Source organism: Amycolatopsis sp. cmx-8-4 (genome assembly GCF_046548675.1).
GTDB lineage: Bacteria > Actinomycetota > Actinomycetes > Mycobacteriales > Pseudonocardiaceae > Amycolatopsis.
Map to the genome: position 1 here is coordinate 1 of NZ_JAEBDZ010000107.1, position 560 is coordinate 560.

Here is a 560-nt window from a genome sequence, read left to right on the forward strand (position 1 = left end):
CTAGTGCTTTGTCAAGCAACGTTGGGTAGGTAATCCGGGCGACGGATCTTGGAGTTGACGGCGAAGTGGCGTTTCGGGTGGCAGTGGCGGTTGCGCCAGCGGAGGTAGCCGGCGATGGCGGCTTCCTGGGCTGCGTGGCTGGGGTAGTCGCTGCCGTCGAGGGTGAAGTAGCGGACCGCGGTGAACTCGCACTCGATCCAGTTCAACCACGAGGCGTTGGTGGGCGTGTAGACCAGCTCGATGCCGTTGGCCGCGCACCACGCGGTGACCTCGGCCTTGCCGTGCGGTCCGTAGTTGTCGCAGACCAGGTAGAGCTTCCCAGCAGGGAAGCGGCGGCGGATTTGCTTGCAGAAGTCGAGGAACTGCGGCCAGCGTTTGCGGTCACGGAACCGGTAGAACATCTGCCCGGTGGCCAGGTCGAGCGCGGCGAACATGTGCCGGACGCCTTTGGTGCGGGTGTAGGTCGCCCGCAGCCGAGCCGGACGACCCTTCGGGAACCAGCCGCGGCCCGGGCGCGGCTGCAGGTTCAATGGCCCGAACTCATCGACACAGATCACCCT

The 560-nt window shown here is 65.7% G+C and carries 1 protein-coding gene; it reads right to left on the minus strand.

Annotated features, from left to right (window positions below):
* Positions 1-11 precede the first annotated feature (11 nt).
* The coding region (locus tag ACLJQZ_RS48605) for an IS630 family transposase (protein WP_410628522.1) at positions 12-560 on the minus strand (549 nt) is incomplete at its 5' end.